The organism is Oleiphilus sp. HI0066 (genome assembly GCF_001635725.1).
In genome coordinates this window covers 1-24339 of record NZ_LWFH01001089.1, presented here as the reverse complement: position 1 = coordinate 24339, position 24339 = coordinate 1, and the positions used below count along the sequence as shown (strand labels likewise).

Genomic DNA, 24339 nt, shown 5'->3' with positions numbered 1-24339 from the left:
TCATGTCAGAGAAAGATTTTTCTGAGATCAGTAAACTTGCTTATTCTTATACAGGTATCGTTCTGGGTGACCATAAACAAGACATGGTTTATGGCCGTCTCGCTCGTCGGATGCGGGAACTTAACCTAAGTGAGTTTGGAGAGTATTGCGAAATTATTCGCAATCCAAAGCATCCAGAAGTCAGTTTATTTATCAACGCAATCACAACCAATCTCACTTCATTTTTTAGAGAAGAGCATCACTTCGAGTATTTGGCGAATACGGTTTTACCTCAGCTTCACGCTAGCGGTAAAGGCAAGATAAGAGCGTGGTCGGCTGGCTGTTCCTCGGGAGAGGAGCCTTATTCGATCTCGTTAACCTTGAACGAATATTTACCTATCAAAAATTGGGACGTGAAAGTCTTAGCGACAGATCTAGATTCAAATGTTTTGCAAAAAGCTTCGCAGGGAATCTATGACATTGAGCGGATTGAAGGTCTAAGTAAGAGCCGAAAAAAGAAATGGTTTTTGTTTGATAGAAATCATATAGATATCATAAAAGTTCAATCTTCGCTGCAATCGCTGATTCGCTTTAAACGTCTGAATTTATTGGAATCGTGGCCGATGAAAGGACGCTTTGACTTCATCTTCTGTCGCAATGTCATGATTTATTTTAATGAGGAGACGCAGGAGCGTTTATTGAATCGCTATGCAGATGCATTAAACCCCGGTGGTTATTTGTTTATAGGGCATTCTGAAAATATGCATGGCGTAGGCGTCCGGTTTGAATCCCTGGGAAAGACTATTTACAGAGTGAAATCATAGCGATGGAAGCGCATCAACTACCAGGCACATTGCCTCCTGCAGAACCAGGTTTTGAGCATATTAATCGGTACTGGGATCGCCGTATGAATATGCATGCAGCGAAAATTTTACCCGGCGAATTTTATGTAAGTCGTTGCGGTGAAATTATCGCGACAGTCTTAGGTTCTTGTATTGCTGCTTGTATCCGGGATCGGCAATTAGGTGTTGGAGGCATGAATCATTTTATGTTGCCCCAAGAAGTTGAGCACTCTACCGATAATTGGGGCGGAGATCTTGCTTTGGCGTCCCGTTACGGAAATTGGGCGATGGAGTATCTCATCAATGAAATTTTGAAAATGGGCGGAACCCGCAAGAACCTCGAAGTAAAGGTGTTCGGTGGCGGTAATGTGTTGAGCAATACGACAGAGATAGGAACGCGCAATGTTGACTTCGTTCGATCGTATCTCGCACGCGAAGGCTTAAGTATTTCAGCAATGGATGTTGGGGGCGCCCACCCAAGAAAAGTGTTGTATTTCCCTGATACTGGCGCCGTAAAAATGAAGCGTTTAATTAGTGTGGCAAACGACACGATTGCACAACGTGAACGCGATTATCGTAGTAATTTAAACAAATCTGCAGATACAGGCGATGTCGAATTATTTTAACTGAAGTCGATTTGAGAGGCTGGCAGTGAATCCATATAAAGTATTAATCGTTGATGACTCGGAGCTCATACGCCAAGTACTGACCGAGATTATCAGTCAAGCTCCCGACTTGCAGGTAGTCGGGGTCGCGAGCGATCCATTTGACGCGCGAGAGAAGATTAAAGCGTTAAACCCCGATGTAATCACTCTTGATGTTGAAATGCCGAAGATGGATGGGATTTCGTTTCTCAAGAATTTGATGCGCTTGCGTCCGATGCCAGTTGTAATGATATCTACCTTAACGGCAAAAGGAGCTCCCGTTACGCTCGATGCGCTAGAAATTGGAGCAGTTGACTACGTTTGTAAGCCCAAAGGTGGAGGCTGGGGAGATCTAGTCCAATACGCAGGTGTCATTCAAGATAAGGTTCGCAATGCGGCTAGAGCTAATATGCTCGCGCGTGAAAGTGTCACGACTAAAGCAAGCACTCCCACCGAGACTTCAACTAAAGAAGATCGATATAAAGTAGGCAAGGTGATTTGTATCGGAAGCTCGACGGGCGGCACTGAAGCCTTGAAAGAAATTCTTCGGTACATGCCTAAAAACTGCCCTCCGATTCTTATGGCGCAACATATCCCAGCAGCCTTTAGTGGCACCTTTGCTAGTCGATTAAACGATACGATGCCCATTGAAGTTTGTGAGGCGAAAGCAGATATGCCGCTTAAAGCGGGGTGTGCTTATTTAGCACCGGGTGACCGTCATCTGCGCTTAGCTAAACGCGATAAAAAGCTTGTTACAGCGCTCTTAGATGGTGAAAAAGTAAACGGACATATTCCATCGGTTGAAGTCTTATTTGATTCAGCAACGGCCGAACTTGGTAAGTACTGTGTTGGCGCAATGTTGACGGGAATGGGGGCTGATGGAGCCACCGGAATGTTAAGAATGCGACAAGCAAAAGGGCATACAATTGCACAAGATGAGGCAAGTAGCGTGGTGTGGGGAATGCCCGGCGCAGCAGTTAAACTGAATGCTGCAGTAGAAGTGCTGCCCATACAGCGGATTGGGCCGGCATTACTTAATGCATGCAAAATTACATAATTGCTCATTAGTTCTCAAATTAATTACGCGAGTTTCGCAATCTTTACTACGCTATGTGCGGTAATACCAACACTGAAAAAACGAGGGCAGTATGTCGGTGAATGTGAGCTACCAAGGTAGTGACCAAACCTTAAAAATCGCAATAGATGGCAGATTTGATTTCAGTCATCACGCAGCTTTTAGAGACGCATATGAGAGCGCTGAAACACAAATTTCATCTTACGAAATTGATCTCAGCGAAACCTCTTATATAGATAGTTCGGCCTTAGGAATGTTGTTGCTACTTCGTGATCATGCTGGTGGTGCGGATGCGAAAATCGCAATAAATCATTGCAATGATGATGTAAAAAAAATCCTTAAAATTTCCAATTTTGAGCAGCTGTTTTCTATCACTTAATATATCTATGCGCCGATAAACACTTGTCGGCATGATCTTTGTATCGTTGATTGCATAATTAATTATTAAATAACGTTGTTCGTTAAAAATTATGCAGCAATTGTCATTACTTCCAGTGTCCGGTGCACCGAACTCAGAGTTAATTGAGACGGGAGCAGCGACGGTTAAAGCCCAGAATGGCTCGTCTGAGGCCTTCGGTAAGGTTTTTAATAAAGCTCAAACTAAGGTAGAAAAATCAGAACCCTTAGGCGCACATTCCGGCGATCAAACAGCCTTGTCTAATTCAATATCGCATTCGGCAAGTCCTCAAGCTCACGATGAAAGTGGCAATCCGTTACCGCCAAAAGACGGAGAATTGCCGCAAGCCGATCAGCCCGAATGGAATGGATTAACTAATTCAGCCAGTACAGATGAATTCGATTCCACGGCCGCATTCGTATCAGGGCAAGGTGATAGTGGGATTAATTCATCAGTATTGAACTTTCAGTTGGGCCAGAATGTAACTATTACACCAGATACAGAGCTCCAAACTGTCAAAGGCGCAGTATTTAGCGCTGTTAATCAGGTGGGTAAGAATGGCAGTGCATCCTCGTTAGCAAACACAGCGTCAGATCTCAGGTCTGAGTTTGGGCAATCAACGAGTTCTCAGCAAGCGAGTGTTAACAATTCGAATGGCCAGGCTTTGAGGCCCCATGGCCAAAGCGCGATCGCGGGATCTTCTGCACCATTAGTTGGTGTTGATGGCGCGGCTAGTAGCGATTCGCAAACTAACTTAGGGAATTCATTTCAACGTTCTGCGATCATTTCAAATGAGGGCTTAAGTTTGGGTAAAGATGGCGTGGCGGCTTCTGCTGCTGTATCTAGTTCGCAGAATGGCCAAATGAATTTTGCACATCCTATTGTTAGCGGAGAGCTTACTGTCTCGATTAACGGTAAGCCAGTGGATTCTTCCGCGCTAAATCCGATTGCCCAGTCTCCTCAGTCCCTTGAGAATGGTTTTGAAGTATCTGCTAAGGACGGGCAAGTAAATTCGGCCGTTAGTGAGACAGTGTTGAATAGTATGACTTCGGTTATACGCACCGATACAAGTCCGAATGCTGCTGATGGTGCATCTCATGTCGTAGGTGCAATGAAGGTTGGTAATACTATGATGGCGCAGGTAAGCGCTGCAGGGCCAGCATTGTCGAACGCTGCATCCATTATGCGGGTTGAAGGTTTAGCTCAAGCACAAGTTCAAGCAGCTGCTTCGCAAAACGCAAATACCTCTGCAGGTCTGACCAGCAACTCTCCGTATAATGCTAACGCGGCAAACATCACGAGTACTTTGCTGCAACCTGAAAGTAGTACGCTTGTTTCCGAAAGTGATTTTAGAGCGAAGCTGCAGTTCGAGCTAAGTTCTGGTGGTATCCAGAATGTTGACGATGCGCCTGACTTAGGTCTGAGCAAATTTGAGGGTTTGACGAATCAACGCCTCGTTTCAGATAGCAGAGTGCCGGAGTCACAAGCGGGTAAAGCTTATGTTAGTTCATTGCCATTAGCTGTTGATGACCCCGACTGGTCAAATCAGTTAAATCAAAAGTTGATGTGGATGAGTGCTCGTAATATTCAACAGGCCGAATTGCATTTGAATCCTGCTGATATGGGACCGATTGATATAAAAATTCAGATCGGCGCTGAGCAAAGTTCTATAAACATCAATGCTCAGAACCAAGGTGTGCGCGAATTACTTGAGGCTAATATTCACAAGCTAAAAGAAATGCTGAATGGCAGCTCTGAGGAACTTGCTGACGCAGGCGAGCAATCGTTAGGTCAAAGCTCTGGCCAAGAGTCGTCGCCTGAGCAAGGTGGTCAAGAAGATCAATCTGTGGCGTATAGTGCTGGTACGAGTACACCGCAAAATCATCAAAGTGTTGTCTCGGATAATCCAAATCAAAACGTCAGTTTGAGCGATAGTTTGGTCGACGCTTACGCCTAATACATTAAGTCAACATAGGGGCACGCGTTCGTGCGCTCCTTCTTTTCGCATTACTCTTGCTTAACAAAGCAATAAATAGAAAGCGAATCAGCTAGAATCTGCTCGGTTCCGTAAGTGAGGCGCATAACTCACTTACGACAATTCTGTTGTAGTGATTGGCATATAGATTGCTGAATAACTACAACGCCTAATTAATCAATACATAATTGACGAGATTTTGACGTGGCAGATAAAGAAAAGCCAGAAAATGAAGAGCAGGGTGCTGAGCAGGAAGCAACGGGATCAAAGAAAAAACTGTTTGTTATCATTGGCTTAGTCGTACTTTTGTTGGTAATCGCTGGCGGTGTGACGTATTTCTTGATGGCAGGCGGAGAATCTGAAGCGAGTGACGACACGACGCCAGAGATTCAGCCTGCTATTTATATGGATTTAAAACCACCTGTACTTGCGACGTTGATGGTAGACGGTCGCCAACGTTATATGCAGGTAAGCTTAAACGTTATGGGGCGTGATCAAGCTGCTTTAGATGCAGTCGATTATCACATGCCGTCGATACGTTCGAAGTTAAACGCCTTATATGGCGGAGCGGATTTCAAAATGGCTCAAACAATTGAAGGAAAGGAAGCGCTGATTGCTGAAACGCTTACTTCAATCAATGCTGTTCTTGAAGCCGAAGGTGAGCCTCTTATTGAGGCTGTGTATTTTACAAACTTCGTAATGCAGTAAGAAAAGGTTATTAGCTTTCGTGCAAGACTTACTCTCACAAGACGAAATCGATGCGCTACTTCATGGCGTAGATGATGGAGATATAGACACCGAAGAGGATCATTCTGAAGACGGCGTCCGTTCCTATGATCTAGCTAGCCAAGACCGTATTGTTCGTGGGCGAATGCCAACGCTTGAAATGATCAATGAGCGTTTTGCACGATATACCAGAATTAGCTTGTTTAACTTATTGCGACGTAATGCTGACGTTTCCACAGGTGGCGTTCAGATTATGAAGTTTGGCGAATATATTCATACGCTCTACGTTCCAACAAGTTTAAATATCGTCAAAATGCGCCCCTTGCGTGGCTCAGGGCTATTTATTCTTGATGCGAAGTTAGTCTTCAAGCTCGTTGACAACTTCTTTGGGGGAGACGGGCGACACGCTAAAATCGAAGGGCGCGAGTTTACTCCAACAGAAAATCGTGTTGTCCAAATGGTATTGGAACAAGTCTTTATCGATATGAAAGAGGCTTGGAATGCGATTTTTAAAGTTGATTTTGAGTATGTGAATTCTGAAGTGAACCCCTCAATGGCGAATATAGTCAGCCCAAGTGAGGTGGTTGTAATCAGTACATTCCATATTGAATTAGATGGCGGTGGCGGTGATCTGCATTTGGCGCTGCCTTACTCGATGATTGAGCCTATGCGCGAGCTGCTTGATGCCGGTGTGCAAAGCGACGTTGATGAAATTGATGAACGTTGGGTGAACACGATGCGTGAAGATTTACTCAGCGCAAACGTGCCGATTAACGCAACCCTACTAGAAAACCAAATTAGTTTACGTGACGTGTCGAATTTAAAAGAAGGCGACATTATTTCCGTAGATTTACCTGAATATGCCATGGTATCGGCAAACAAAATACCTATGTTTTATGCTCAGTTAGGCCAGAAAAATGGATCACTGGCATTGATGATTAAGGACAAAATAGAGCGGCCAACAACCGCTTCAACCAGCTTGGTAGACGAAGATGAGTGATAACGAAACCCAAAACGACGGTCAAAGTGAAGACGAGAAGTTAGCATCTGAATGGGAAGCGGCGATGGAAGAGTCTGGCGATGCTGGTGGTGACGCTGAGGATGAATGGGCCGCGGCGATGGCCGAGGCTGAAGCCTTAGGTGGCGAAGAGAATGATATTCAGGCAGCGCCCTTGGAAAGTTTCTCTGGCACAGCTCATCAAGCTAGTGCAGGTCTGGGTACTGGTTCTGAAACTCCCGATCTGGACGTGATTTTAGATATTCCGGTGACCATCTCGATGGAAGTTGGGAATACGTCAATCCCTATTCGTAATTTATTACAGCTGAATCAGGGCTCTGTTGTTGAATTGGATCGATTGGCAGGCGAGCCATTAGATGTACTGGTTAACGGTACGCTAATTGCCCATGGCGAAGTGGTTATGGTGAACGATAAGTTCGGTATTCGTTTGACGGACGTTGTAAGTCCATCAGAACGCATTCGTCGCCTAGGCTAACTAGGCAGCGCTGGATTTGGCGTAAGTGAGGTAAATTGTGCGTCTGTTGATCCTTCTAATGATTACTTTGCTGAGCTTCAATGCGCTTGCGACGCAGAAAACGATCACTTCAGAACAAAATAGTAATACTCAAACCGTAGAGTCAGTTGAACGCTCAGATTTGTCGGAGCAGGAGGCTGCTGAAAAAAGCCTAGCGACAACAATAGAATCTGAGGGTTCGGATTCTAATCAGTCGTCGGCTTCTCAAAACATACTTGATTCTGACGGCCTTCTTTCTTCTCCAAAAGTCACTGTTTCTGAAGCATCCAATTGGCCTTTTGTGATGCTCACGCTGCTAGGTATGGTTGCCTGTATCTTATTGATCGCCTTTATCGTCAAGCGTTTTACAGGTTTAACCGGTATGGGATCGAACGATTTAAAAGTTGTTTCTGCCATGGCGATTGGAACGCGGGAGCGTGTTGCAGTGCTAGATGTTCGTGGTGAGCAATTCTTGATCGGCGTGACTTCGCAGCAGATTTCCTTGCTGCATCATTTCGATGAAGCGCCAATTAAGCCCTCGGTATCGGCGAAACCGAGTGAGTTTTCCGAAAAACTCCAATCTATTATTAGCAAGCAAAGTTCAAAAGGGAGTGAATAAGTGAAGGCTGTTTTATTCTCGATCTTAGCGTTGCTTGTGCCTTCTTTTGGTTTCGCAGCCGACTCTGGTATTCCAGCATTGCAGTTGATAACGAATGAAGACGGGTCTCAGTCTTATTCTGTAACGCTGCAAATTCTGGCGCTGATGACAGCGCTAACTTTTTTGCCTGCGATGTTAATGATGATGACATCGTTTACGCGGATCATTGTGGTGTTTGCTATTTTGCGACAAGCACTTGGTCTTCAGCAGACACCGTCGAATCAAATTATTCTTGGTCTGACCTTATTCCTTACAATCTTCATCATGACGCCAGTGCTTGAAAGAGTGAATGCAGAAGCTATCCAACCGTATATGGCTGAGGAGCTAGCACCACTTGAAGCAGTAGAAAAGGCCAGTGTTCCTTTCAGGGAGTTTATGATGGCTCAAACGCGAGAAGATGACTTGGCGCTGTTCATGCGCATATCTGGCAAACAAGCGGCTAGTCCTGAAGAGGTATCGTTTTGGGTGTTGATGCCTGCATTCGTCACTAGTGAATTGAAAACAGCATTTCAAATCGGGTTTATATTGTTCCTGCCATTTTTGGTGATTGATATGGTTGTAGCGAGCGTCTTAATGGCGATGGGTATGATGATGCTATCTCCAATTATTATTTCTCTACCTTTTAAAATTATGTTCTTCGTTTTAATTGACGGCTGGGCATTGATTATGGGCACCTTAGCCGCGAGTTTTGGAATATGACGAAGCTACTTGAGGGGAGGGCGTATGACACCTGATGTTGCTATCGATTTAGTGAGTGACGCGATTTATCTGATCGTATTGCTTGTCGCTCTTATTCTAACGCCAGGTTTGCTTGTCGGTTTAATGGTGAGTGTATTTCAGGCTGCTACGCAAATTAACGAACAAACACTTAGCTTTTTGCCTCGTTTATTGGTCACGCTGGTGGTACTCATTGCCGCAGGTCCATTCATGATGCAAAAGATCATCGATTTCTCAGAGCGTCTCATTCACAACATTCCAGTGCTGATAGGCTAGCAATGGTTTTTACAGATGCGCAAATAGGGGCTTGGGTGGCTGCATGGTTATGGCCGCTGTTCAGAATTGCGAGTTTCTTTATGGTGATTCCGGTCATCGGCACGCAGTTAGTTCCGATGCGCGTTCGTGTTGGTTTAGCATTCGTCGTAACGTTGCTTGTTGCTCCTTTGCTTCCACCTGTTCCTGAAATTGAGCCCTTATCTTTTACTGCGATGTATGTGACCTTGCAGCAAATTTTTATCGGTACCTTAATGGGCTTAATGTTTGTGTTTTTGATGCAGCTGTTTGTTGCTGCAGGTCAGATGATCGCCATGCAGATGGGCCTAGGTTTTGCGTCGATGATCGATCCGAGTAATGGGGTAAATGTCCCAATCCTATCTCAGATATTTTTAGTTTGCGTGACGCTTATCTTTCTTTCGATGAATGGCCACCTCGTTATGATCGAAGTGGCAGTTCAAAGTTTTCAGGCGTGGCCTATTTCAGACCAAATTATCGGCCCAAATAGCGTGTCGCGAGAGGATCTCTGGGGATTCCTGATGCGCATAAATTGGTTGTTTGCATCTGCGCTAGTGATTGCGTTGCCTGCCATTACGGCGGTGCTGATCATAAATTTGTCGTTCGGCATCATGACGCGTGCCGCGCCGCAGATGAACGTTTTTTCTTTGGGTTTTCCAATCGGTATGTTGTTCGGTTTATTTATTGTCTGGGTGAGCATTTCAGGCTTATTGCCCCAGTTTGATAATTTCAGTACCGACACCTTCTTATTTTTGCGTGATATGCAGGGCTTTTAGATGGCAGAAGAAGGTAACGATAGCAGTCAGGAAAAAACCGAAGAACCCACCCCCAGGCGAATAGAAAAAGCCAAGGAGGAGGGGCAGGTTGCGCGCTCAAAAGAACTGAACACGGCCTTGCTTTTGATTGTAGGTACGGGCGGGCTTCTGATCTTTGGCGCGCAAATTGGCGAAACGATGGTTGAGATCATGAAGCATAGCTTTGTGTTGCCACGCGAAGTTGTTTTTGATTCTCACCAAATGGGCCTTTATTTGCTGGACGCTGCGGGCGAAGCCATGCTCGTCACGATGCCTTTAATGGTAATGCTCTTTATTGCAGCAATTGCCGGCTCTATTGTGCTTGGTGGTTGGCTGATAGCGCCCAAAGCTGTCGCGCCTAAATTTAGCCGTATGAATCCCTTGAAAGGTTTGAAGAGGATGTTTTCGCTCAAATCTCTCGTAGAGCTTGCCAAGGCGATTGCCAAGGTCGGGATTGTCTTATTTTTCGCGGTTGTTTTACTTCAAATTCATACCGAAGAGTTGTTAGGTATTGCCAATCAGGCGACCGTCACGGCCATGGCTCATGCTGCCGATATTTTGGGTTGGAGTTTCTTTTTTCTGTCTTGCACGATGATTATTATTGCAGCTGTTGATGTTCCTTTTCAGATGTACGATCACAATAAGAATCTGAAAATGACCAAACAAGAAGTCAAAGACGAATTCAAAGACACTGAGGGTAAACCTGAAGTTAAGGGCCGTGTTCGTCAGCTCCAGCGTGAAATTTCTCAGCGGCGCATGATGCAAGACGTTCCTCAAGCCGACGTCATTATTACCAACCCCGAACATTACTCAGTCGCCCTGCGTTACAAGCCTGATCAAGACGATGCCCCAATCGTGCTTGCGATGGGGGTGGATGAGGTTGCTATGAAAATCCGAGAAATCGGTAGAGAGCATAATATTGAGTTAGTGGCTGCGCCGCCTCTTGCTCGTTCGATTTATTACAATTCAAAAGTTGGGGAAGAGGTGCCTTCGGGTCTATATGTGGCCGTTGCTCAGGTGCTTGCGTATGTCTTCCAGTTACAACAATTCCGAAGACGTGCAAGACCTCGCCCAAGTATGCCTGACATCCCAATTCCGGATGATCTACAGCACGATTAGCAGCATGTTATAAAAAATATCGATCGGGGTTAAAACTTGGGTCGATTTTTGCAAAACACTGTAGCTAGCGATAGTTGTGACGAAAAATCGTCATTCGTAGTTATCATCACAAGATTGATTAGGTGTTATGCAAACAAGTCTTGGCTTAAATCAGCTTAAATTTATTCAAAGCCACATGGCCATTCCGCTATTGCTGATAGCGGTGCTTGGCATGATGACCTTGCCTGTACCTCCTTTCCTGTTGGACTTGTTATTCACCTTCAATATTGCCTTGTCGTTGGTTGTTCTTCTTGTCTGTGTTTATGCGCTCCGCCCCATGGAGTTTGCGATATTTCCTACGGTTTTGTTGGTTGCGACCTTACTACGTTTGGCATTAAACGTTGCGTCAACGCGTGTTGTTCTCCTAGAAGGCCATGAGGGCGGGGACGCAGCCGGTAAAGTAATTCAAGCCTTTGGTGAAGTGGTTATTGGCGGCAACTACGCCGTTGGTCTAGTTGTATTCGCAATCTTAATGATCATCAACTTTGTGGTCGTGACCAAGGGTGCTGGGCGTGTATCTGAAGTAAGTGCTCGATTTACACTCGATGCGATGCCAGGCAAACAAATGGCAATTGATGCAGACCTTAACGCAGGAATTATCAATCAAGAAGAGGCGAAGTCGCGTCGGGAAGAAGTTGCCACGGAAGCAGATTTTTATGGGGCGATGGATGGTGCATCAAAGTTCGTACGTGGTGATGCCATTGCGGGTTTGTTGATCTTAGCCATTAATATTATTGGCGGTTTGAGTATCGGCATTTTGCAGCACCAACTAGAGTTCAATGATGCGATGCAAAAGTACTCGCTTCTTACGATTGGTGATGGCTTGGTCGCACAGATTCCATCGTTACTTCTTTCTACCGCTGCGGCAATTATGGTGACGCGTGTTAGTACGACACAAGACATGTCATCACAAGTGCTTGATCAAATGTTTTTGTCGCCTAAGGCTTTGTATATCGCCTCTGGTATTCTAATCGTGATGGGCATCGTACCTGGCATGCCGCATTTTGCGTTTTTGTCGCTTGGTATTCTTGTCGGCGCGGGGGCTTGGTATCGTGATCGCCAGAATAAAAAGCCGCAGGTAGAACCTTATGATGGGCCGGTCCCTCAACGTGGCTCGCAAGCCAATGTTGGTAGTGCGCAGGTGCAACCTGACTCTTCAACTCTAGAGCTTCCAGCGGGGCAAGAAGGTCAACAAGAATCGTCCCAGAAAGAGTTGGGTTGGGATGATGTGATGACCGTAGATATTATTGGTCTAGAGGTAGGTTATCGATTAATACCCTTGGTTGATAAAGGTCAGGGCGGTCAGCTCTTGGGTCGTATAAAAGGTGTGCGCAAGAAGCTCTCACAGGAGCTTGGATTCTTGATGCCATCAGTGCACATCCGCGACAATCTTGACCTCATGCCTAATGTCTATCGTCTCACCTTGATGGGGGTGACCTTGGCCGAAGCAGAGATTCATCCCGATCGAGAGCTGGCGATTAATCCTGGGCAAGTATTTGGTAGTATTGATGGAATTGCGGGTGTCGATCCTGCTTTTGGCATGGAAGCCGTTTGGATCGATCCAGAGAACAAAGATCAAGCTCAAGCCTTGGGTTATACCGTTGTGGACGCAAGCACTGTTGTCGCAACGCATCTTAACCAACTTCTTCAAAAACATGCTTATGAGCTATTGGGTCACGAAGAGGTTCAGCAATGGATTGATCAGTTGACGAAGCAGGCGCCAAAACTTGCTGAAGAATTAGTGCCAACCACTTTAAGTGTCTCCTTTCTATTAAAAGTACTTCAGAATCTATTGCAAGAAGATGTGCCAATCAAAGACATGCGTTCTATTGCTGAGGCTTTGATTAGTCGCGCACCTAAAGGCGCAGAGCCAGAAGTGTTGACCGAAGCTTGTCGGCAAGGTTTGAAGCGGATGATCGTACAAACCCTGATTGAAGGTGAGGCGGAAATTCCTGTTATTACACTCGAGCCTGAATTGGAACAGCTATTGCTTAAGTCTGTACAGCAAGCACAGAAAACCGGCGGTGCCGATGATCTCGGAATGGTCTTGGAGCCCGGTATTGTGGAGAACTTGCAGCGTTCACTAGCAGATGTAACGCAGCGACAAGAAATGCTTGGAAACCCCGTAATACTGTTAGTTTCCGCGCCAGTCCGCCCAGCGATGGCTAAGTTCTCACGCTTTGTAAATGACGGTATTCGGGTGCTCTCATATCAAGAGATTCCGGATAACAAGCAAATAAATATAGTGTCGACGGTCGGTCAATAATTTGACTACAGGAAGTTGTCGTCAAAAAAGCCTTTAGGTGAAGAGTTATGAAAGTTAAGCGTTATTTCTCCCATTCAATGCAAGATGCTTTGCGTCAGATACGCGAAGATTTAGGCCCTGATGCGGTGATTCTTTCAAACTCAAAAACAAATGGTGGTGTCGAGATATTGGCAACTGCCGAATATGAAGATCAGCCAGAGCAGGGTGTTGCTCAGGTATCTAATAATGAAACTAAAGTGAGCGCGTCCGAGCTCGCAAAACAACGCGCTGAGCGCAGTCTCGAATTGCAGGCGGAAATGGATAGAAGTCGTCGCCGCATCGAGAGCGTGAAGCAAGAACAGAACGTCATTAAAACAGAGCAGTTTGGTCAAACGAATAAGATTCAGGCGACTCCTGCAGTCAATCATGATGAGCGTTCGAGCAAGCAAGATGATGCGATTTACGTGATGCAGGAAGAGCTTCGTGAACTACGCGAAATGATTTCTGCTCAGGCGAAACAGTCGACTTCGCAACAATCTATTGAACCAATGCCTCAAGCTGTTGTGACGCCAAGCCAATCGATCGTAGATGAGCGCTTAGAGCGTCTAGCGATTCAGCAGCCTATTCGAAAGCAATTGCTAGATAGCGTTGCAAGTGAAGGCGATTCTGATACTGCTTGGGCAAAGGTGCGTAAACAAATTCATGGTGCGATTCAGACAGAATATAGCGAAATCATCGACATGGGTGGCGTGATTTCACTTGTTGGCCCGACCGGAAGTGGCAAAACAATGACGATTGGTAAGTTGGCTGCGCGTTATGTTATGCGTCATGGGGCAGATGGTATTGCTTTGGTGACAACAGATCGTTACCGAATCGCCGCACACGAGCAGCTAAAAGTGTTTGGAAGAATTCTGAATGTTCCAGTGCATGTTGTTGACGAGGATAATTGCTTAGATGCGATTCTAGACAAGTGCTCTGATCGCAAGCTTGTATTGGTGGATACGGCTGGTTTGATGCAGTCTGATCGTTCGTGGAATGAGCAGCTTAAAGAATTGAAAATGTCTGCGCATCGCATTCAAAACTACTTAGTGATGCCGGCAACGGGTCAGTATGCTGTGATGAAGGCTAACTATAAGCATTACAAGATGGTCGGGCTAGCGGGAACAATTATTACCAAACTTGACGAAGCTGTAAGCTTTGGGGAAGCATTAAGTTACCTTATAGCGAGTAAACTTTCCTGCGCGTATGTAACAGATGGCCAGAGAGTGCCAGAAGATATTCATTTGGCGGAGCGTCAAAGTCTGCTCAATAAAGCGGAGGAATTATTGAATAGTTCCGAGCGATGGGTGACAATTCCGAGCCACGCGAATGCGCAGCAGCATGTAGACGAATCAGTTAGCAATTTTGCTTAATATCACTGGCGTCAACTAGACAAATTTCACCAATCACCTATTTTGGTTGTTGGTAGTCGCTTTTAAGGTTTGTCTTGTCTCGAAGCGAAGAAGAAGTAAAACAAAAGGATATTCATCAGCATGGCGAATTCTAGCCCTGTTCAAGTTATAGCGGTCACTGGCGGTAAGGGTGGGGTCGGTAAAAGTAATGTATCGATCAACCTTTCTTTAGCCTTAGCGGATCTAGGTCGCAGAGTGACATTGCTCGATGCGGATTTAGGTTTGGCAAATATCGACGTGCTCTTGGGAATTACCGCAAAGGGAAATATCTCAGACGTTATATCAGGTGATTTAAGTCTGCGCGATATTCTTGTAGAAGGCCCCAAAGGAATAAAGATCGTGCCGGCTGCATCCGGAACGCAAAAGATGGTTGCGCTTAACCATCTAGAGCACGCCGGTTTAATCAACGCCTTCAGTGAATTATCACAAGATCTTGACGTTCTGATTGTGGATACCGCAGCGGGTATATCAGATGGTGTTGTATCGTTTGTTCGTGCAGCCCAAGAAGTGTTACTGGTTGTGACCGATGAGCCAACGTCTATTACCGATGCCTATGCATTAATAAAGCTGCTTAATCGCGACTACGACATGTACCGTTTTCGTGTCCTTGCAAATATGGTTCGCAGCCCAGAAGAGGGGCGCCATCTCTTTTCAAAGCTTACCTCTGTGACGGAACGTTTTCTTGATGTTGCACTCCAATATGTAGGTTCTGTTCCTTACGATGAAAACGTACGCAAAGCTGTCCAGCGTCAGCGCCCTGTATTAGAAGCTTACCCCCGCGCTAAAGCATCTATAGCATTCAAGCAGCTCGCTCAAAAGGCTGATTCGTGGCCATTACCAAGCACTCCAAGAGGACATTTGGAGTTTTTTGTTGAGCGCTTAGTACAAGCCTAGGATTGGCTGTAGCCTCGTAATGATTTATTCCCCATGCAGTACTTTTACGGCAGGGCCATACTGTTTTGTTGATGTATAGCGAAAAAGAAACACAGTACGCAGATGAGTTGATCGTGAAGCATGCGCCCTTAGTAAAGCGTATTGCACATCATCTAATGGCTCGCCTTCCATCAAGTGTTCAAGTCGATGATTTGATTCAGGCCGGCATGATTGGCCTGCTAGAGGCTGCGCAAAAATACGAAAGTGATCGTGGTGCGTCGTTTGAGACTTATGCCGGAATCCGAATTCGCGGCGCGATGATGGATGAAGTCCGTAAGGGCGATTGGGTGCCTCGTTCCGTACATCGCAACGCGCGCCGCATCGCGGAAGCAGTAAAAGCGATTGAGGCTAGAACTGGGCAAGATGCGAGTGACGAGCAAATTGCCGCAGAGCTTGAAATGTCTCTCGATGAATATTTTGCGTGCCTGAAAGATAGTAATGCCGGTAAGCTTTTTTCACTCGAGGAACTGGCTGAAAACTCTGAAGGCCAAGGCTTTGAAGTCGAGAGTGGCTCGACTGCTGATCGACCGAGTGATTTCTTTAGTGAGCAGCAGTTTAAAAAAGCCCTGGCATCTGAGATAGAGCGTTTGCCGGAACGCGAAAATTTAGTGCTTTCTCTTTACTATGAAGAAGAGATGAATCTAAAAGAAATAGGCTTAATTCTTGATGTGAGTGAGTCTCGTGTTAGTCAAATTCACTCACAGGCAGCTATCCGTTTAAAGTCAAGAATGTATGAGTGGATTGATTCGTAATTTACGACTATCCATAACTAATCAAAGTTCTTGATTTTCCAATAAAAAAAACTGGCTAGACTCATTTCTCTGTCTAGACTTCATATTAGGGTTTGAAACGCTATCAAAGGTTTCGACAGGAATGGAGGTCGACTTGAATAAAGATATGAAAATCCTTGTTGTTGATGATTTTTCGACAATGAGGCGCATTATTAAAAACCTACTTCGCGATTTAGGGTTCACAAATACCGATGAGGCTGATGACGGCAATACTGCATTGCCGATGCTGAAAACCGGTAAGTATGACTTCCTCGTGACGGATTGGAACATGCCAGGAATGACTGGTATTGACTTGCTTAAGACCGTTCGTGCAGATGATGACTTAAAGTCTTTACCTGTGTTGATGGTTACTGCTGAAGCAAAACGAGATCAGATCGTTGCAGCGGCACAAGCAGGTGTAAATGGGTATGTGGTTAAGCCATTTACAGCAGCCGTCTTGAAAGAAAAAATCGAGAAAATCTTCGAACGAATTGATGCCTAGTACTGTTATGAACGAACTAACTCCGTCTCAAGCAGCGCAAAGCATTGAAGGTGTAGAAGGCTTTGAACAACTGCTTAAAGAACAAACAAGTCAGCTAAAAGATCTCGTTGATCAGGGCGACTTGTCTTCCGCGCTTAGTCTCATCTCTGAGATTAATCAAACTCGTGATAAAACACTTTATGTCGAAGTAGGTCGATTGACTCGCAGTCTCTATGAATCGATTCGCGACTTTCAGATTGATTGCGGTGATGTACAAAGCCGAGAAGCTTTATCGAAAATTGATGATGCATCTGACCGACTAGCCTACGTCGTTGATATGACGAATAGCGCTGCCAACAAAACCTTAGACCTTGTTGAAGAAACAATGCCTTATGCATCGCATATGAAAGATGAGGCTGATCAACTTAAGCAAGAATGGCAAAAGTTGCGCCGTAAGGAAATGAGCCCTAGTGAATTTAGAGACCTAACGGGGCGCATGGATACCTTCTTGACTCAACTTGGTAATGACTCAGATAAGGTATATCAAAATTTATCATCTATATTGCTTGCACAGGATTTTCAGGACTTAACGGGTCAAGTTATCAATCGTGTAACAAATTTAGTTAAAGATGTTGAAGAAAATCTCGTTAACCTTGTAAGGATGGCCGGAAAGGTCGACCAAATTACAGGTACTGTGCACGACCTTGAGTCCATCGAAACCAATATGGATGGCGAAGGTCCACAGATGAAAAAAGAAGAACGCGAAGATGTTGTAAATGGTCAAGACGATGTGGATGACCTTTTATCAAGCTTAGGGTTTTAGGAAGAGTACAAAGGGGTTAGTGAATGAGCTTTGAGCCAGATGAAGAGATCTTGCAGGACTTTCTTGTTGAGTCTGGTGAGATTCTTGAGCAGTTATCTGAACAGCTCGTTGAACTAGAACAAAACCCTGAAGACCTAGATCTTCTCAATGCAATATTCCGTGGCTTTCATACCGTTAAAGGTGGGGCAGGGTTTCTTCAGTTAGAGGCCTTGGTCGATTGCTGTCATATTGCTGAAAATGTGTTTGATGTCTTGCGTAACGGTAAGAGAACCGTAGACGCCGAATTGATGGATGTGGTGCTTCGTGCACTTGATTCCGTTAATGTCATGTTTGATGAGGTTCGTTCTGGCGAACAACCGAGTCCTGCAGAACCTTCGCTATTAAAAGATTTAGAGCGCTTTGCATGTGAACAAGGCGCGGAGCCGGTGGCAGAGGAAGTACCTGAAGCTGCTCCGAATGAGCCAGCTCCACAAACTCCTTCAACAGATCAGCAAACAGCTGAAGAAGGAGCAAAAATCGTTGACCAGATCGCTTCAGCTGAGGGCGACATTACAGACGATGAATTTGAGATGTTGTTGGATGCGCTTGATGGCCCAACTTCAGCTCCAGCTCAAGAGACACCCGCCTCAACAAATGATGCTGCTCCATCACAAGATGCGTCTCCAGCAGGTGAGTCTGATATTTCTGATGAAGAATTTGAAAGCCTCATAGGTGAGCTGCAAGAGCATAAAGTCGCGGATGCGCCAAGTAAGTCTCCGATTCCTTCAGAGCCAAAAGCAAATACGGCATCAGATGCTAGTGCTTCTGATGAAATCACCGATGACGAATTCGAAAAACTTCTTGATGAGCTTCATGGCGAAGGGAAGTTTGATCCTGCGAGCTCAGCAGCTTCTGATACTCCCGCAGCGAGTGCTGAACCTGAAAAACCTGAGACCAAAGAATTTGAGGCTTCTATATCATCAAATTCGGACATGATTACTGATGACGAGTTTGAAAAATTACTTGATGATTTGCATGGCCAAGGTAAAGGGCCTGCAAGTGAAGCGCCTCAAGCGAATAAGTCTCAGACAACGCCGCCTCCGAGTCCGTCTTCTGTTTCAACACCGGAAGATAAGGAAGTTAGACAGTCAGCCTCTACTGCTAAGACAAGCCGTATTGCGAAACCCAAAGTAGCAAGCAGTCCTTCTGCCAGTAAGCCTGCGGCAAAACCCAAGGCTAATGCGCGGGCAGATGGCTTGACGACCGAGACGACCGTTCGTGTTGATACGAAGAGACTCGACGAAATTATGAATATGGTTGGCGAGCTGGTATTGGTCCGTAATCGTTTAAAACGTTTAGGGGATGACAGTACTGACGAAGCCTTGCAGAAGGCGGTGTCGAATCTTGACGTTGTAACGGGGGACTTACAGTCTGCCGTTATGAAAACGCGAATGCAGCCAATTAAGAAGGTTTTTGGACGTTTTCCTCGTGTTGTACGTGACCTAGCGAGAAACCTAAGAAAAGAAGTAAACCTTGTTTTACAAGGTGAAGAAACTGATTTAGATAAGAACTTAGTTGAGGCTCTCTCAGATCCTCTCGTTCACTTGGTTCGAAATGCGGTTGATCATGGCATCGAAATGCCTGATGTGCGTGAAGCAAACGGTAAGCCTCCTGTTGGTGAAGTGTTGTTGTCGGCCGAACAAGAAGGTGACCATATTCTGCTATCCATCCGTGATGACGGCGCAGGTATGGATCCCGAAGTATTACGAAGAAAGGCCGTTGAAAAGGGTGTCTATGATCAGGACGCCGCAGATCGCTTGAGTGACAACGAGTGTTACAACCTGATTTTTGCACCTGGTTTCTCAACGAAAGAAGAGATCTCTGATGTGTCAGGCCGCGGTGTCGGTATGGATGTCGTGAAGACAAAGATCACGCAGCTCAACGGCAGCGTCAATATTGATTCAGAGCTTGGTAAAGGTAGCTGTTTAACGATCAAAGTGCCGTTGACCCTAGCTATCATGCCGACATTGATGGTGAAGCTAGAGCAACAGTCTTTCGCATTCCCTCTCGTAAGCGTTGTCGAAATTTTCCACTTAGATTTAACGAAGACAAATGTTGTCGATGGTCAAGAATGTATTGTTGTCCGTGACAATGTTTACCCACTGTTTTATATCAAGCGATGGCTCGTTAAAAATGGTGGTGCCACAGATCCAGAATTCGCACACGTTGTGATTGTTGCAGTGGGTACTCAAAAGGTTGGGTTTATCGTTGATCAATTAGTTGGGCAGGAAGAGGTCGTAATTAAACCGCTAGGTGGCATGTTGCATGGCACGCCAGGTATGGCGGGCGCAACCATAACAGGTGATGGCCGTATTGCCCTCATTCTAGATATTCCAAGTTTATTAACGCGTTACGCGTAATGTTGTTTTGCAGGGTTTGTAAGGGATGACAGTAAAAGTTCTGATAGTTGATGATTCAGCTTTTTTTAGAAAACGATTGAACGAGATTCTGCGAAATGTAAACGGCATTGAAATCGTTGGTATGGCAACAAACGGTAAAGAAGCCGTCGAGAAAAATGTCGAATTAAAACCAGATGTAATTACGATGGATTATGAAATGCCTATTATGGATGGCATCTCAGCAGTTCGTCAGATTATGTCCGAACAACCGACCTCGATTCTAATGTTTTCATCGCTGACGCACGAAGGGGCGAGAGTAACCCTTGATGCATTAGACGCAGGGGCAGTAGATTTTCTTCCTAAGAACTTTGAAGATATCGCGCGTGATGCCACGAAGATGCAAGATATTCTTCGTAAACGCGTTCTTTCAATCGCCGGCCGTCACCGATTCAAAGCGAGTAGTTTTCGTTCTGCAAATACGTCAGGCACTACTGAGACTAAAGGGAGCGAAGCGGCAACGCGTCGTCCTTTAACGAGTGAGCCAACTTCGCCTACAACATCCATTAACTCTAACGCTGCGGGCTCTTCTAGGAGAGGCCATAGTGTTGATGTTGTGGCTATCGGTACATCTACCGGTGGTCCGGTCGCTTTGCAAAAAGTGGTCACTAAATTACCTCAAAATTTTCCGGTACCTATTTTGCTTGTTCAGCATATGCCGGCAACATTTACCCCTGCTTTTGCTGAGCGCTTGGATGGATTAAGCCAAGTGAAAGTAAAGCAAGCTGTGGATGGCGATACTCTAGAAGCGGGTACAGCTTATTTGGCGCCAGGGGGCAAGCAAATGATTGTTGGTCAAAGAGCAGGTCGTAAGGTTATATCTGTGCTTGATGGCGATGAGAGGCTGACGTACAAACCATCAGTTGATTTGAGCTTTGGTTCAGTGGCGAAGACATTTCCTGGTAAAGCTTTAGGGATTGTTCTGACAGGCATGGGTTCAGACGGTAAAGAAGGGTGTCGACTAATGAAGTCTGGCGGCTCGACTGTATGGACTCAAACAGAAGACTCTTGCGTTGTATACGGAATGCCGATGGTGGTTGATAAAGCTGGTTACAGTGATCGGTCGCTTGATATTAACGAAATCGGTGAGCAAATAATAAATAGGTTAAGCTAATGGATTACCTGAGTGTCGTAGGGCTATTACTAGCTTTTGTTGCGATCTTTGGCGGTAACGCAATTGAAGGCGGCACGTTCGACTCTCTGATTAATGGTCCAGCGGCTTTAATCGTTATCGGTGGCACGCTTGCCGCTATTCTCGTCCAAACTCCTACACATACCTTGAAGCGCAGCGCTTCGGCTTTACAGTGGGTGTTTTTTCCTCCTCATGTATCAATTGACGACGGTATTAATAAATTGCTGTCGTGGAGTGTTCGTGCGCGCAAAGATGGTTTGCTGGGTTTGGAGTCGGTTCTCCCAAAAGAACGCGAGTCTTTCTGCAAAAAAGGTCTTCAGCTCCTTGTTGATGGCGCTGAGCCTGAGTCGATTCAAAGCGTGCTAGAAGTCGATATGCTTGCGCGTGAGCAGCGGGACTTAGACTTGGCTAAAGTCTATGACTCGATGGCTGGATACTCGCCGACCATCGGTATCATTGGTGCTGTGCTTGGTCTGATTCACGTGATGAGTAATCTTGCCGATCCAAGCCAATTGGGCGCCGGCATCGCGACTGCCTTCGTCGCAACAATATACGGAGTGGGTTTAGCTAACTTAGTATTTCTTCCGATTGCGAACAAAATACGTCATAAGGTAGAGCATCAAACTCGCTATTACGAAATGGTGATTGATGGATTGGTATCGATCGCTGAAGGTGAAAATCCTCGTTCTTTGGAACTGAAGCTTAAGGGGTATTTACACCTCGAACATGCCAAGGTCTAGGGGACGACTATGCGTCGACAACGTCGTACTACCGCAGATGAAAATCATGATCGTTGGTTAGTATCCTACGCAGATTTTATAACGCTTTTGTTCGCATTCTTCGTTGTGATGTATTCGATCTCCTCGGTTAATGAGGGGAAGTATAAGGTCCTATCAGAAACGCTAGAGGGCGTCTTCAACACCCGTCAGAAAAGTCTAGAACCAATTCAAATTGGTGAGATTAGCCATAAGTCAGAAAGTTTTAGCAAAAGCGAAGGTCTGAACCCTCTACTGGTAGGTCGTCATGAACGTTACGAATCGAACAAAGACAATATTGATGATGAACAACTAGAGTCGATAGCGGGCGAATTTGAAGATAGCTTTGCTGACTTAATATACGAAGACAAGATTTCGGTTACTTTGCTTGATGAGTGGGTAGAGATAACGCTACGCGATAACGTCGTTTTTGAAAGTGGCGATGTGATCCCTTCAGAGCAAGCTTTTGGTGTTATCAAAAAGATTGCGGGTGTATTGCGTGATCGCGGAAACGGCATTCTGATCGAGGGGCATACTGATAACCGGCGCGTCTCAAATAGTGAATTTCAGAATAATTGGGAGCTCTCTGCATTAAGGGCGACGACTTTTTTACAGCTTCTAGCGATCGAAAATATTGAAGAATCGCGCATGGTGGCTATGGGGTTTGGTCAGTATTCACCTATTGTTCGTAATGACACTCCTGAAGGTCGGAGTGATAACCGACGAATTGTTCTATTAGTCTCCCGTTCGGGCGACGTCCGCAGTACGCTTATTCGCTAACTTATCTCGTTTCATTTTCGTCAAGCGTGTTTGGCATGAGATGTGCAATATTGCGTTGTGTGTCAGATTGTTGACGTAGATATTTGCCGCTGGGTTTTAGCAATGGATGCGTGGTGTTAATATCTAATTCATTGATTTTGCAGTACAAAAAATATAATTCAGGAGTCGGAAGAACGTGCGTATTTGGGCAATAGCAAACCAAAAAGGTGGGGTTGGTAAAACCACTACGGTTGTATCCCTCGGGGGGCTCCTTGCATCGCAAGGTAAACGCGTTCTTGTAATGGATCTAGATCCGCATGGATCATTGACCAGCTATTTTGGTCATGATCCAGACACCATAGAGCAGAGTACTTTTGACCTGTTTATGCACAAGGGTAGAGTGCCAGATGGTTTGCCTGAACAACTCATTACGGCAACGTCTTGCCCAGGTCTAGATCTAATGCCTGCATCCACAGCATTAGCGACGCTTGAAAGACGTATGGTGGGTGTCGATGGAATGGGCCTGATCATATCAAAGACGCTAGCGCTGTTATGGGATCAGTATGATTTTGTATTGTTAGATAATTCTCCGTCACTCGGCGTGCTTATGATCAACTCTTTAGCAGCCAGCCAGCAGTTAATTGTCCCGGTGCAGACAGAGTTTTTGGCTATCAAAGGGCTTGAGCGAATGATGCATACTTTATCGATGGTCATACGCTCGCAAAAAAGTAATCTGCAACATCTTATTTTGCCGACTATGTTTGATAGACGGACACAGGCCTCATTACAAAGTCTTCGAACAATTAAACAGACATGGGGTGATAACGTTTGGAAATTTGCGATCCCGGTCGATACGAAGTTCAGAGATGCGAGTACCAAGGGTGTGGTGCCCTCAGATTTAGACGCCGTGACACACGGTGTGCGCGCATACAAAAAACTACTTGAAACTTTGTTAGAGAAAACACCCAACGGAATATAAAAGGAAAGGGTGATGACACAGCAAGTATATGATGTGCAGTACCCCTCTTATAACGATCAAATTATTGAAGATTACTTAGATGTTCTATTTACCGCGCCTAAGCCTCTTCAGTTATTTCGAAATCGATTTGAATTGCAATCGACCATTGATGTCGATGCTGTATTGAACGGTAAGAAAGATACATCTGAGTATGAAGCAATGCTGATTTTTCTAACAACGATGATGATTTCGTTTCGTCTTGAACGCAACACTAAGCTTCAATTGAACGTGCTTTCCGTAGCAAAACTGATGCTGCCGCGCATTAAGTACTGTCGTTAATCCACCGAGAATAGGTCGAGCTGTACTGTGTCTCACAACAACGATAAACCTGCTGCTCATAGTAAGAATGATGATCTATTGCAGGACTACTTTAGTGAGATGTTTAGCTCCTCTGGCGACGACACAACGCCAGTTAAATCAATCCAGAAAGCATATTCGAACTCAAGCCAAGCTCCGAGATCCGCAGATCTAAATCCTCAATTAAAAACCAGTAAGCGATCGACCGTACCTAAAGCAACACAATTGTTTGTGGAGCCTGAGGTTAATACGATTACTAGTGGTGTGATTGGCGGCCTTATGCCTAAGCTAAAGGCGCTAGAACAAGAAGATAGTGATTCTAGCGAACAAAAAACAGAGCCTGTCGTTGAGGTATTAAGTGATACGGCAACTTATAATGATTTGCCAGAGCCAGAGCCAGAGCCAGAGCCAGAGCCAGAGCCAGAGCCAGAGCCAGAGCCAGAGCCAGAGCCAGAGCCAGAGCCAGAGCCAGA

General features: G+C 45.4%; 26 protein-coding genes. All 26 read left to right on the top strand.

Annotation, left to right across the window (positions count from 1 at the left end):
* Positions 1-2 precede the first annotated feature (2 nt).
* Positions 3-803 carry a protein-glutamate O-methyltransferase CheR gene (locus A3738_RS13845; RefSeq protein WP_068480157.1) on the top strand — a complete coding sequence of 267 codons (801 nt, stop codon included), beginning with the start codon at positions 3-5 and terminating at the stop codon, positions 801-803.
* Between the two features lie 2 nt (positions 804-805).
* Entirely contained in the window at positions 806-1447 is a 642-nt protein-coding gene (gene cheD / locus A3738_RS13840) for a chemoreceptor glutamine deamidase CheD (protein WP_068480016.1), read from the top strand.
* A gap of 25 nt (positions 1448-1472) precedes the next feature.
* Positions 1473-2522 (top strand): chemotaxis response regulator protein-glutamate methylesterase, encoded by a 1050-nt coding sequence (locus A3738_RS13835; protein ID WP_068480018.1) that lies wholly within the window; start codon positions 1473-1475, stop codon positions 2520-2522.
* A 91-nt stretch (positions 2523-2613) separates the two neighbouring features.
* A complete protein-coding gene (locus tag A3738_RS13830) occupies positions 2614-2919 on the top strand; it encodes an STAS domain-containing protein (protein ID WP_068473743.1) in 306 nt (101 codons plus the stop codon).
* Positions 2920-3010: 91 nt separating this feature from the next.
* Complete coding sequence (locus A3738_RS13825; RefSeq protein ID WP_068480020.1) at positions 3011-4894, top strand: flagellar hook-length control protein FliK; 1884 nt, start codon at positions 3011-3013, stop codon at positions 4892-4894.
* 222 nt (positions 4895-5116) lie between these two features.
* The gene (locus tag A3738_RS13820) at positions 5117-5620 is read left to right on the top strand and encodes a flagellar basal body-associated FliL family protein (RefSeq protein WP_068499680.1); all 504 of its coding nucleotides are present in this window, start codon (positions 5117-5119) and stop codon (positions 5618-5620) included.
* A 19-nt stretch (positions 5621-5639) separates the two neighbouring features.
* On the top strand, positions 5640-6638 hold the full coding sequence (gene fliM, locus A3738_RS13815; protein ID WP_068480027.1) for a flagellar motor switch protein FliM: 999 nt from the start codon (positions 5640-5642) through the stop codon (positions 6636-6638).
* Positions 6631-7131, top strand: coding sequence for a flagellar motor switch protein FliN (gene fliN, locus A3738_RS13810; protein WP_068480029.1), 501 nt, complete (start codon positions 6631-6633; stop codon positions 7129-7131). The genes fliM and fliN overlap by 8 nt, the downstream gene beginning before the upstream one ends.
* Positions 7132-7168: 37 nt before the next feature.
* Positions 7169-7768, top strand: coding sequence for a flagellar biosynthetic protein FliO (gene fliO / locus A3738_RS13805; RefSeq protein WP_068480031.1), 600 nt, complete (start codon positions 7169-7171; stop codon positions 7766-7768).
* Positions 7769-8506: a flagellar type III secretion system pore protein FliP gene (gene fliP, locus A3738_RS13800; RefSeq protein WP_068480033.1), complete on the top strand. Its 738-nt coding sequence runs from the start codon at positions 7769-7771 to the stop codon at positions 8504-8506. It begins immediately after the preceding gene.
* A 24-nt stretch (positions 8507-8530) separates the two neighbouring features.
* Positions 8531-8800 (top strand): flagellar biosynthesis protein FliQ, encoded by a 270-nt coding sequence (gene fliQ / locus A3738_RS13795; protein ID WP_068480035.1) that lies wholly within the window; start codon positions 8531-8533, stop codon positions 8798-8800.
* Between the two features lie 2 nt (positions 8801-8802).
* Entirely contained in the window at positions 8803-9591 is a 789-nt protein-coding gene (fliR, locus tag A3738_RS13790; protein ID WP_068480037.1) for a flagellar biosynthetic protein FliR, read from the top strand.
* Positions 9592-10728, top strand: coding sequence for a flagellar biosynthesis protein FlhB (flhB, locus tag A3738_RS13785; RefSeq protein WP_068480040.1), 1137 nt, complete (start codon positions 9592-9594; stop codon positions 10726-10728).
* A 127-nt stretch (positions 10729-10855) separates the two neighbouring features.
* Positions 10856-13033: a flagellar biosynthesis protein FlhA gene (gene flhA, locus A3738_RS13780; RefSeq protein ID WP_068480043.1), complete on the top strand. Its 2178-nt coding sequence runs from the start codon at positions 10856-10858 to the stop codon at positions 13031-13033.
* A gap of 47 nt (positions 13034-13080) precedes the next feature.
* Positions 13081-14424, top strand: coding sequence for a flagellar biosynthesis protein FlhF (flhF, locus tag A3738_RS13775; protein WP_068502096.1), 1344 nt, complete (start codon positions 13081-13083; stop codon positions 14422-14424).
* A gap of 120 nt (positions 14425-14544) precedes the next feature.
* Entirely contained in the window at positions 14545-15357 is an 813-nt protein-coding gene (locus A3738_RS13770; RefSeq protein ID WP_068478671.1) for a MinD/ParA family protein, read from the top strand.
* Positions 15358-15428: 71 nt separating this feature from the next.
* Positions 15429-16148, top strand: a complete 720-nt coding sequence (locus A3738_RS13765; protein ID WP_068480049.1) for an RNA polymerase sigma factor FliA — start codon at positions 15429-15431, stop codon at positions 16146-16148.
* A gap of 133 nt (positions 16149-16281) precedes the next feature.
* On the top strand, positions 16282-16668 hold the full coding sequence (gene cheY / locus A3738_RS13760) for a chemotaxis response regulator CheY (protein WP_068480161.1): 387 nt from the start codon (positions 16282-16284) through the stop codon (positions 16666-16668).
* Between the two features lie 7 nt (positions 16669-16675).
* Positions 16676-17470: a protein phosphatase CheZ gene (locus A3738_RS13755; protein ID WP_068480164.1), complete on the top strand. Its 795-nt coding sequence runs from the start codon at positions 16676-16678 to the stop codon at positions 17468-17470.
* 23 nt (positions 17471-17493) lie between these two features.
* Positions 17494-19869: a chemotaxis protein CheA gene (locus tag A3738_RS13750; protein ID WP_068480054.1), complete on the top strand. Its 2376-nt coding sequence runs from the start codon at positions 17494-17496 to the stop codon at positions 19867-19869.
* A gap of 25 nt (positions 19870-19894) precedes the next feature.
* Complete coding sequence (locus A3738_RS13745; protein WP_068480057.1) at positions 19895-21019, top strand: chemotaxis response regulator protein-glutamate methylesterase; 1125 nt, start codon at positions 19895-19897, stop codon at positions 21017-21019.
* Positions 21019-21777, top strand: coding sequence for a flagellar motor protein (locus A3738_RS13740; protein WP_068480060.1), 759 nt, complete (start codon positions 21019-21021; stop codon positions 21775-21777). Before A3738_RS13745 ends, A3738_RS13740 begins: the two co-directional genes overlap by 1 nt.
* 9 nt (positions 21778-21786) lie before the next feature.
* On the top strand, positions 21787-22572 hold the full coding sequence (gene motD / locus A3738_RS13735; RefSeq protein ID WP_068480062.1) for a flagellar motor protein MotD: 786 nt from the start codon (positions 21787-21789) through the stop codon (positions 22570-22572).
* Between the two features lie 175 nt (positions 22573-22747).
* Positions 22748-23530, top strand: a complete 783-nt coding sequence (locus A3738_RS13730; protein ID WP_068480065.1) for a ParA family protein — start codon at positions 22748-22750, stop codon at positions 23528-23530.
* Positions 23531-23542: 12 nt separating this feature from the next.
* Entirely contained in the window at positions 23543-23848 is a 306-nt protein-coding gene (locus tag A3738_RS13725) for a hypothetical protein (RefSeq protein WP_068476200.1), read from the top strand.
* A 27-nt stretch (positions 23849-23875) separates the two neighbouring features.
* The coding region (locus A3738_RS31125) for a hypothetical protein (protein ID WP_197473858.1) at positions 23876-24339 on the top strand (464 nt) is incomplete at its 3' end.

Bases quoted from the DNA above. Each gene is read 5' to 3' on its own strand.
- A3738_RS13725 (WP_068476200.1), top strand. From the start codon at position 23,543: ATGACACAGCAAGTATATGATGTGCAGTACCCCTCTTATAACGATCAA.
- A3738_RS13755 (WP_068480164.1), top strand. From the start codon at position 16,676: ATGAACGAACTAACTCCGTCTCAAGCAGCGCAAAGCATTGAAGGTGTA.
- fliN (WP_068480029.1), top strand. From the start codon at position 6,631: ATGAGTGATAACGAAACCCAAAACGACGGTCAAAGTGAAGACGAGAAG.
- A3738_RS13745 (WP_068480057.1), top strand. From the start codon at position 19,895: ATGACAGTAAAAGTTCTGATAGTTGATGATTCAGCTTTTTTTAGAAAA.
- flhB (WP_068480040.1), top strand. From the start codon at position 9,592: ATGGCAGAAGAAGGTAACGATAGCAGTCAGGAAAAAACCGAAGAACCC.
- motD (WP_068480062.1), top strand. From the start codon at position 21,787: ATGCGTCGACAACGTCGTACTACCGCAGATGAAAATCATGATCGTTGG.
- flhA (WP_068480043.1), top strand. From the start codon at position 10,856: ATGCAAACAAGTCTTGGCTTAAATCAGCTTAAATTTATTCAAAGCCAC.
- A3738_RS13765 (WP_068480049.1), top strand. From the start codon at position 15,429: ATGTATAGCGAAAAAGAAACACAGTACGCAGATGAGTTGATCGTGAAG.
- A3738_RS13825 (WP_068480020.1), top strand. From the start codon at position 3,011: ATGCAGCAATTGTCATTACTTCCAGTGTCCGGTGCACCGAACTCAGAG.
- A3738_RS13830 (WP_068473743.1), top strand. From the start codon at position 2,614: ATGTCGGTGAATGTGAGCTACCAAGGTAGTGACCAAACCTTAAAAATC.
- A3738_RS13770 (WP_068478671.1), top strand. From the start codon at position 14,545: ATGGCGAATTCTAGCCCTGTTCAAGTTATAGCGGTCACTGGCGGTAAG.
- fliQ (WP_068480035.1), top strand. From the start codon at position 8,531: ATGACACCTGATGTTGCTATCGATTTAGTGAGTGACGCGATTTATCTG.
- cheD (WP_068480016.1), top strand. From the start codon at position 806: ATGGAAGCGCATCAACTACCAGGCACATTGCCTCCTGCAGAACCAGGT.
- flhF (WP_068502096.1), top strand. From the start codon at position 13,081: ATGAAAGTTAAGCGTTATTTCTCCCATTCAATGCAAGATGCTTTGCGT.
- A3738_RS13845 (WP_068480157.1), top strand. From the start codon at position 3: ATGTCAGAGAAAGATTTTTCTGAGATCAGTAAACTTGCTTATTCTTAT.
- fliR (WP_068480037.1), top strand. From the start codon at position 8,803: ATGGTTTTTACAGATGCGCAAATAGGGGCTTGGGTGGCTGCATGGTTA.
- A3738_RS13750 (WP_068480054.1), top strand. From the start codon at position 17,494: ATGAGCTTTGAGCCAGATGAAGAGATCTTGCAGGACTTTCTTGTTGAG.
- A3738_RS13740 (WP_068480060.1), top strand. From the start codon at position 21,019: ATGGATTACCTGAGTGTCGTAGGGCTATTACTAGCTTTTGTTGCGATC.